At 66.3% G+C, this 7,516-nt stretch carries 9 protein-coding genes; 4 read left to right on the top strand and 5 right to left on the bottom strand.

Annotation, left to right across the window (positions count from 1 at the left end; genetic code table 11):
* Positions 1-467 (bottom strand): hypothetical protein (locus RM532_RS14785; RefSeq protein WP_311654110.1); only part of this gene is annotated, 467 nt, incomplete at its 3' end.
* A 118-nt stretch (positions 468-585) separates the two neighbouring features.
* On the bottom strand, positions 586-2,379 hold the full coding sequence (locus RM532_RS14780) for an ABCB family ABC transporter ATP-binding protein/permease (RefSeq protein WP_423246905.1): 1,794 nt from the start codon (positions 2,377-2,379) through the stop codon (positions 586-588).
* Positions 2,380-2,603: 224 nt separating this feature from the next.
* On the opposite strand from RM532_RS14780, the gene RM532_RS14775 reads away from it, so the two are divergent.
* From RM532_RS14775 to RM532_RS14760, 4 genes are read left to right on the top strand one after another with little or no spacing between them, the layout of a single operon-like run.
* Positions 2,604-3,056, top strand: coding sequence for an EF-hand domain-containing protein (locus RM532_RS14775; protein ID WP_311654108.1), 453 nt, complete (start codon positions 2,604-2,606; stop codon positions 3,054-3,056).
* A 48-nt stretch (positions 3,057-3,104) separates the two neighbouring features.
* Complete coding sequence (locus RM532_RS14770; protein ID WP_311654107.1) at positions 3,105-3,620, top strand: sigma-70 family RNA polymerase sigma factor; 516 nt, start codon at positions 3,105-3,107, stop codon at positions 3,618-3,620.
* A complete protein-coding gene (locus RM532_RS14765; RefSeq protein WP_311654106.1) occupies positions 3,617-4,024 on the top strand; it encodes a hypothetical protein in 408 nt (135 codons plus the stop codon). The genes RM532_RS14770 and RM532_RS14765 overlap by 4 nt, the downstream gene beginning before the upstream one ends.
* A complete protein-coding gene (locus RM532_RS14760) occupies positions 4,021-4,446 on the top strand; it encodes a periplasmic heavy metal sensor (protein WP_311654105.1) in 426 nt (141 codons plus the stop codon). The genes RM532_RS14765 and RM532_RS14760 overlap by 4 nt, the downstream gene beginning before the upstream one ends.
* Here the strand turns inward: RM532_RS14760 and RM532_RS14755 are convergent.
* The 3 genes from RM532_RS14755 to RM532_RS14745 are packed head-to-tail and all read right to left on the bottom strand — an operon-like array spanning position 4,443 to position 7,432.
* Positions 4,443-5,006, bottom strand: a complete 564-nt coding sequence (locus tag RM532_RS14755) for a DUF2845 domain-containing protein (RefSeq protein WP_311654104.1) — start codon at positions 5,004-5,006, stop codon at positions 4,443-4,445. The two genes, RM532_RS14760 and RM532_RS14755, sit on opposite strands and share 4 nt — an antisense overlap.
* Before the next feature lie 6 nt (positions 5,007-5,012).
* Positions 5,013-5,651, bottom strand: coding sequence for a general secretion pathway protein GspB (locus RM532_RS14750; protein ID WP_311654103.1), 639 nt, complete (start codon positions 5,649-5,651; stop codon positions 5,013-5,015).
* Positions 5,652-5,653: 2 nt separating this feature from the next.
* Positions 5,654-7,432, bottom strand: a complete 1,779-nt coding sequence (locus tag RM532_RS14745) for an AAA family ATPase (protein ID WP_311654102.1) — start codon at positions 7,430-7,432, stop codon at positions 5,654-5,656.
* Between the last annotated feature and the right edge of the window lie 84 nt (positions 7,433-7,516).

Raw genomic sequence — 7,516 nt, 5'->3', positions numbered from 1 at the left:
TAGAAGAAATCATCGGTGTACTCGCCATGCAGCTCCAGGCGCGCGGTGCGAAGGCGGCTATCGCCCTCGATCTCGTCCAGGCCCAGGGGCTCGGCCAGTTCGTCATCGGTGACGAAGGTATTATCAAACCACACGAATAACCCGAGGGTCAGCTTGTGCTCCTCGTCCGGGCTCGTGTAGGTCGGGCCGTAGACGCCCAGGGAACTGTACTCCCAGTCCAGGGTGCCGAAATTCGCGTGCGAATGCGGCGACGCAGGCTCGTCGCTCTCCGGGGCATCCGAAGGCTTCGACGCGTCGGCCTCCGGCGCGGACGGCGACTCGTGCGGATGCGCGGCTGCCAGACTGGCGAATATTGCCAGGACCAACCCGCACACGGTGGCCATGACGCCGTAAACGGCATAGCCGGCTTCCGGCCGGCCGGCGGATCGCACATGGCCGGGACAATGAGGCTGATCGTTGCGTCCCATGAATTCCCCCTCTCGCCATTGTTTTTCGACCATTCTCCCCGTGGCCGATCAGCCATGCTAGACACGCGCGGCTCAGAGACGCCCCCTCCCAACAGGTAGGCGTCCGAATGCGATCAACTCAGACCTGCTGTTGCTGTGCTTGTCGTTGCAGTTGCCACATCGAGGCGTACCGGCCGTCCACCGCCAGCAGCGCGGCATGTCGGCCGCGCTCGACCACCCGACCATGGTCGAGTACCACGATCTCGTCGGCGTCGACCACGGTCGACAATCGATGAGCGATGACCAGCGTCGTGCGATCGGCGGCCACATCCCGCATGGCGTCGAGAATCGCCCGTTCAGCGTGGCTGTCGAGCGACGAGGTAGCCTCATCGAATATCAGGATCGCCGGGTCCTTGAGCATGGTCCGAGCGATCGCAATGCGCTGCTTCTCGCCACCCGAGAGCTTCAGGCCGCGTTCGCCCACCATGGTGTCATAGCCTTCCGGCAGCGCGGCGATGAATGCGTCCAGATGGGCCAGCCGCGCCACCCGCTCCACCGCGACCCGGTCTGCCTCCGGCCGCCCGTAGCGGATGTTGTATTCGATGGTTTCGTTGAACAGCACGGTATCCTGGGGCACCACCCCGATGGCCGCGCGCAGACTGTCCTGCGTCACCTCGCGAATATCGGTGCCATCGACGGTAATCGCCCCCGCATCCACGTCGTAGAACCGGAACAGCAGCCGGGCCAGCGTCGACTTGCCCGCGCCGCTGGCACCGACCACCGCGATCTTGCGCCCCGCGGGAATCTCGAACGAGACGTCGCGCAGAATCGGCCGGTCACTGCGGTAACCGAAACTGACACGATCGAACCGAACGGCGGGCTGCGACACTGCCAGCGGCACGGCATCCGGGGCGTCGGCAATAGCCGGCTCCACATCCAGCAGCTGGAACATCCGGCTGATGTCGGCCAGCGCCCGCTTGATCTCCCGGTAGACGAAACCGAGGAAGTTCAGCGGCAGGAACAGTTGCAGCATGTAGGCGTTGATCATCACCAGATCGCCCACGGTCATCGCACCGTCGACTACCTGCCGGCCGGCCAGGATCATCATGGCGGTGATCGCGCCACCGATGATCAGCGCCTGTGCCACGTTCAGCAGCCCCAGCGACAAGCGGCTGCGGCGCAATGCCTGCTCCCACGAGGCCAGAAAGCGGTCGTACTGGCCGGCCTCGAACCCCTCGTTGCCGAAGTACTTGACCGTTTCGTAGTTCAGCAGGCTGTCCATCGCCCGGGTGTTGGCTTCCGAATCCAGCCGGTTGGACTCGCGCACGTGACGGGTGCGCCATTCGGTGAGCACCGCCGACAGCAGGATGTAGAGCACTACCGACGACAGCACGATCGCCGCAAAGAACCAGTCGTAGTACACCAGCAGAATGCCCACCACCAGCCCGATTTCCAGCAGCGTGGGCAGGATGTTGAACAGCATGAACCGCAGCAGAAAGCTGATACCGGCGGTGCCCCGTTCGATATCCCGCGACAACCCGCCGGTGCGCCGAGCCAGATGGAAATCGAGATTCAGCCCGTGCAGATGCTCGAACGCCCGCAGCGCCAGCCGGCGCATGGCCCGCTCGGTCACGCGGCCGAACACGAGATCGCGGAGTTCACCCAGCAGTACCGTGCTCAGACGAAGAACGCCGTAGACGATCAGCATCGCCAGCGGCAGCACGATGACCTCCTGCTGACTGGCATCCAGGCTGTCGACGATGCGTTTGAGTACGATCGGCAGCGTAACTGTGGCCAGCTTTGCCGCCACCAGAAACGCCAGCGCCACCACCACCCGCCCGCGGAATTCCCATAGATAGGGAACCAGCAGGCGCAGCCGCCGCCATTCGCGATGCGTGGTGTCCGAGGCGCTCAAGTCCGTTCCTCCGGGCATAGGGGCTACGGGGAAGCGCGCAAGCTACCAGAAAGCCGGGACATCGGGACCAATTTCGCCTGCCAGCCCCCCGGCTTTCACCGCAAGGCCAATGGTGGCGGCTTCACGTCTGCGGATTGCACATGCTCGCTCGTGATCGTCGGTGCGCAGGGAATCCGTGTCGGCGCGTGTATCAGTTGATGAACCGGTCATGGACCGGCCCACCCCTGAAACGGAGCATGCTGATGAAATTCATCCCCACCACCCTCGCAGCCGCGGCACTGCTGGCAGCCACCGGCGCAGCCCAGGCCGGCCATGGTCATGGTCATGGCTTTGGCAAGATCGACGCAGACGGCGACGGCGCCATTTCGCGGGAAGAATCCCTGCAGATGCGCATGTCGATGTTCGAGAAGCTGGACGCCGACGGTGATGGCTACGTGACTGACGAAGAACGACAGGCTGCGCGTGACGCTTTCAAGGCCCGCCAGGAAGCCGACCGGAAGAAGCGCGGTCGTGACAAGATGGCCGTCATGGATACCGACGGTGACGGTCGCATCTCCCAGACCGAAATGCAGAACGCCCCGACCCCCTGGTTCGACAAGGCGGATGCCGATGGCGACGGCCGCATCACCCGCGAGGAAATGAAGGCCATGCGTCAGGCGCACCACGGCAAGCACCGCGGCGACAAGCCCGAATAGGCGCCGGACCGCGTCTGCATGGGAGAGCGCGAGGATGACGATCGGCTCATGGCAAGAGTGGCGACCGGCGATGCCGACGCGTTTCGCCAGCTCGTGGACCGCCATGCCGACCGTGTCCTCGCGCTCGCCCGGCGGGTGCTGGTACAGCAGGCGGACGCCGAGGACGTGACCCAGGAGGTATTCACGCGGTTGTGGACCCGGGCCGACACCTATCGGCCCGGCCGGGCACGATTCACCACCTGGCTGTACCGGATCGTCATGAATGCCAGCCTCAATAGCCGCCGAGGCCCCGCTCCGCCCGCATCGCTGGACGATGAACCGGAACCGGCGACCGAGGCCCCCGGCCCCGATCACGCCGCGGCAAACCGGCAGACCCGTGATCGGGTCGAGTCGGCCGTCCGCACGCTGCCCCTGTCGCAGCGTGCCGCCATTGCCCTCACCACCGGGCGCGAATTGAGCAACCGGGAAGCCGCGGCCATCATGCAGGTATCGGTCAAGGCACTCGAGGCGTTGTTGGTACGCGCCCGGCGCAGCCTGCGTACGCAACTGGGGGACCTGCGATGACACCCGAACACTTTCAGACACTGCTGGACCGGCGCGGCACCGCGATCGGTACCTGGCCGTGGCGTGATCGGCGCGCGGCCCGCCGGCTGCTGGCGCAATCCGCCGATGCCCGCGACCGGCTGGCCGAAGGCGAAGCACTCGACCGGGCTCTGGGTGGCGCGGGAGTCGCCCCCGTCGGCCCGACACTGCACGCCCGGCTGACGGCCATTCCCGGCCATCATCCGCCATCGGTCCGGCCCATCGCCGAGCCAAGGCCATTGTGGTGGGCCGGGGCCACCCTCGCCACGGCCTCACTGCTGACCGGTCTGGTGCTGGGCACGACGCTGTTCGCGCCAACCGAGGATGTCGTCGACATCGCGGGGCTGGCCTACGGGGATACCTATCTCACGGAGTTGTCACAATGACGCTGTCTCGCCGCGGGCGGCTGGGCGTCGGCCTGCTACTGGCTGTTTCGCTGGCCCTGAATCTGGTCATCGCCGGGGTGGTCGTGGGCCGCCTGGTTTCCGATGGGCCCCGGCATCACGGGCCACACATGCTCCGCGGTGTGCCCGAGGCCGCACGACCGGCGCTTCGCGATGCCTTCAAGGCCCATCGCGACGACATTCGCGAGCACATCCACGGCATCCGGGAAGCCCGTGCCCATATCGCCGACCGCATCGCCGCGGATCCGCTCGATGAGGCCGCGCTTGAAGCCGCCTTTGACGAGTTGGCCCGCCGCACCGATGCCATGCAGGCGCTCACACACCGGATCGTGATCGAGACCGCACAGTCCCTGCCGCCGGACGTTCGTGAGGGCTGGCGTGCCGAGTGGGGTGAGCGTCGCTAATCAAACCCCCGGTTATCGGTATCGATCCTTACTACGCGGCCGTTTTCGAGGATGACCTTCCGCAACAGCCGGCGGCTGCCGAAGTTGTAGATCCAGGTTTCGCGCCGGATCTGTTCGGCCACCCCGTAACGGAAGTGTCGGGAGGAACGCAGCACCACCCGGCTGTCACGCTGTGCCGGCGAGCCGCAGGCCGATAGCAGCCGGTACTTGGTCATGCCGGGGACGATGTCGGTGGGGCCACAGTCTTCGCTGGTGTTGTCCGCATCGAAGCCATAGCCGTCGTTGTCGATGCCGATCACCCGTCCGTTGCGAAAGCGCAGGATATACAGCAGGTTGCCTCGGCCGAAATTGTAGGTCCACTGGGTGACGTCCGGCGCGACCACGCCGGCGGGGAGCGAGCCCGCGGCCCAGTCGTCGCGGAAATCCGGTTCGCCGCAGGCGTCCAGAACCTCGATCTGCAGATCGCCACGATCGACCAGACCGCCATCACAGCGGATGCCCGCGGCCTGGGCCGTTCCGGCGCCGCCAATCAGCAACAGCGCGATGGCCAAACGATGCATGGCGACCTACTGCGGGGCCGGCAGCCGGAACCGCAGGCCCTCATGATTGAGGATCGCGCCATTCTCGTCGATGGATTCCACCGCCGGGCCGGCCGCGGTGCGCTCGCCCTGGTGATAGCGGCGGCCGTTGATCAGCACGAAGCTGCGCCCGGGAATGCTGCTGTAGAGCAGCCCGTTCATGGCGAGGTCGGGTAGACGTTGTTGCTGAGCAGCCGACAGGGCTCGGCGAGTGGGCACGCTGTCGTCGGCCTGGTCCGATGACGAGGCCGGGGGCTGGGTCGGCTCGGGAACGGGTGCCGGTTCCGGCGCGGCACGGACGACGGGCTCATTCGGCGTATCAGCGGGTGGCATCGCCTTTTCAGCCGGATCGATTGCGACCGCCACCGCCGCCGGTGGCGCCGGCATGGATGCCGTTCCGGCGGCAGCCGGTGACGACGCGGGCGGCTCGGCCGACCAGGCCCACCACATCGCCGCCATGCCGCCCAGATTCACTGCCACCACCACCCCGATCAGCCAGAACATCCATACCGGCAGACCACTCGCGCGCGACGCGGTTCCATCAACCGTTTCGGTACCCAGGTCCGGCACCTCGCCCAGTCGGCGTTCCCGCTCCGCCTTGCGCAGGGCATCCAGCAGGTACGACATCCTCAGTCTCCGCCTCTGGCCACGGTCAGGCTGGGCGTGTTGGGCGCCGGCTCGACATTGTTCAGCAGGATCATGGTGCGCGCGCCGACCACACCATCGGGGGTCACGCCCTGGCGAAGCTGAAACTCACGTACCTGTGTGTCGAGTTCCTGATCGAATATCGGCGATGGCCGGCCGGCCCGATTGTCGGGATTCACGCCGTCCGCGATGGCCAGTCGCCGGCGCACCCAGACCACGCCCGGCCCGACCGACCCACGGGACACACGCCGGGTCGGCGCCTCCAGGCGCCAGAGCAGCGTGAACTCGCCGGTCCAGAAACCCAGCAAAGCTTCGCGGGACCAGGTCTGCTGGCCATAGGCAGTCACGATTCTGATCGTGTCGTCATCCCCGATGCCGCTGAGAATGACGTCCCGGACCTGCTCGCCATCCCGCAGCGTGAGCAGCGCAGGCAGGTTGAACTCACGAAGTTCATCCAGCGTCGCCTGATCGCTCAGACAGCGCAGGCCGTCGGCCGGGAATGCCTCGCAGGCCGGTGTGACGTCCTCGAAGATGCCCCACATGCGCTGCAGCTGGGCGAGGTCCGCGCCCACGTCGGGCAGCGCTTCCGCCTCGGCCACATCCGGTTCCGATGGTGGCGCCGGCGTTTCGATCTCGGGCGCGGATTCGGGTACGACAATCGTGACGGGCGGATCGTCCGGCGACGGCGCTTCGGTCACGTCGGCGGCTTCAGTCTTGCCCGTGCTATCCGCTGTCTCGGAAGACGTTTCGGGCGCGGCCGCATCCGAGTCATCTGCCGCAATTGCCGGCAATTCGGAGACGGCGGGGCGATTGACACCGAGATAGATGCCCAGGCAGAGCGCGCCAAGTACCAGTGCCGCCGCCCCGGCCACCCGGTACGCGGGCCGTGCCTGCCAGATCCGGGATGGCTCATCGGCAAGCGACTCACGGGCCGCACGCTGGACCATGGCCGTGGTGACCTCGTCCTTTCCCAGGCTGTAGGCCCCCATCAGCGCCCGATCGCAGACCGTATTGATCAGCCGGGGCACGCCACCGGTGACCCGGTGCACGCGCCGGCAGGCCGTGGTGCCGAAAAGCGCGGCGTTGCCGCCGGCCACCACCAGGCGATGGCGGATATAGGCCCGGGTCTGGGCCGCATCCAGCGAGGGCAGATGGAAACGCGCGGTGATCCGCTGCGCCAGCTGGCGCAGATCCGACCGGCGCAGCAGTTCCTCGAGTTCCGGCTGGCCGACCAGGATGATGCGCAGCAGCTTGTGCTTGCTGGTTTCCAGGTTGGTCAGCAAGCGCAGTTGCTCGAGCACGTCCCGGTCGAGATTCTGCGCCTCGTCCACAATGAGTACGGTGCGCCGGCCGTCGGCGTGGGTGCCCAGCAGATGTTCGTTGAGCGCATCGACCAGGGCCTTCAGCGTGGTGCCTGCGCGTTTGGGGCGCTTGGCACCAAGCTCATCGCAGATCTGCGCAACGAATTCGTTGACCGTCAGTTGCGGGTTCAGGCAGAGGGCGACATCGAGATTGTCATGTTCCTGTTGCAACAATGCGCGGATCAGCGTGGTCTTACCCGTACCCACTTCGCCGGTAAGCTGCACGAAGCCGCCGCTTTCCCCGGTGCCGTAAAGCAGGTGGCCCAACGCTTCCCGGTGGTGTTCGCTCAGGAACAGGTAGGTCGGATCCGGCGTCACCGCGAAGGGAAAATCCTTCAGCTGAAAGTAATGCAGATACATGCCGGGGACGAATGAACTGGTGGGGACGATGTCGGCCAACATGATACGGCATGCCGAGGCAGGACCCGGATCGGCTCGGAACACACCGGCGACTGCGTTATGATCCGCGCGACTCCAGCCCGGCGC

Source organism: Spectribacter hydrogenoxidans, from assembly GCF_031846275.1.
GTDB classification, from domain to species: domain Bacteria; phylum Pseudomonadota; class Gammaproteobacteria; order Nevskiales; family Salinisphaeraceae; genus Spectribacter; species Spectribacter hydrogenoxidans.
The sequence above is the reverse complement of the archived record's forward strand: the minus strand, read 5'-3'. Positions and strand labels throughout refer to the sequence as shown.

What these genes read in the sequence shown, in the direction of transcription:
- RM532_RS14760 (WP_311654105.1), top strand. Translation starts at nt 4,021, where the DNA reads ATGACGCTGTCTCGCCGCGGGCGGCTGGGCGTCGGCCTGCTACTGGCT.
- RM532_RS14780 (WP_423246905.1), bottom strand. Translation starts at nt 2,379, where the DNA reads ATGCCCGGAGGAACGGACTTGAGCGCCTCGGACACCACGCATCGCGAA.
- RM532_RS14745 (WP_311654102.1), bottom strand. Translation starts at nt 7,432, where the DNA reads ATGTTGGCCGACATCGTCCCCACCAGTTCATTCGTCCCCGGCATGTAT.
- RM532_RS14775 (WP_311654108.1), top strand. Translation starts at nt 2,604, where the DNA reads ATGAAATTCATCCCCACCACCCTCGCAGCCGCGGCACTGCTGGCAGCC.
- RM532_RS14750 (WP_311654103.1), bottom strand. Translation starts at nt 5,651, where the DNA reads ATGTCGTACCTGCTGGATGCCCTGCGCAAGGCGGAGCGGGAACGCCGA.
- RM532_RS14755 (WP_311654104.1), bottom strand. Translation starts at nt 5,006, where the DNA reads ATGCATCGTTTGGCCATCGCGCTGTTGCTGATTGGCGGCGCCGGAACG.
- RM532_RS14765 (WP_311654106.1), top strand. Translation starts at nt 3,617, where the DNA reads ATGACACCCGAACACTTTCAGACACTGCTGGACCGGCGCGGCACCGCG.
- RM532_RS14770 (WP_311654107.1), top strand. Translation starts at nt 3,105, where the DNA reads ATGGCAAGAGTGGCGACCGGCGATGCCGACGCGTTTCGCCAGCTCGTG.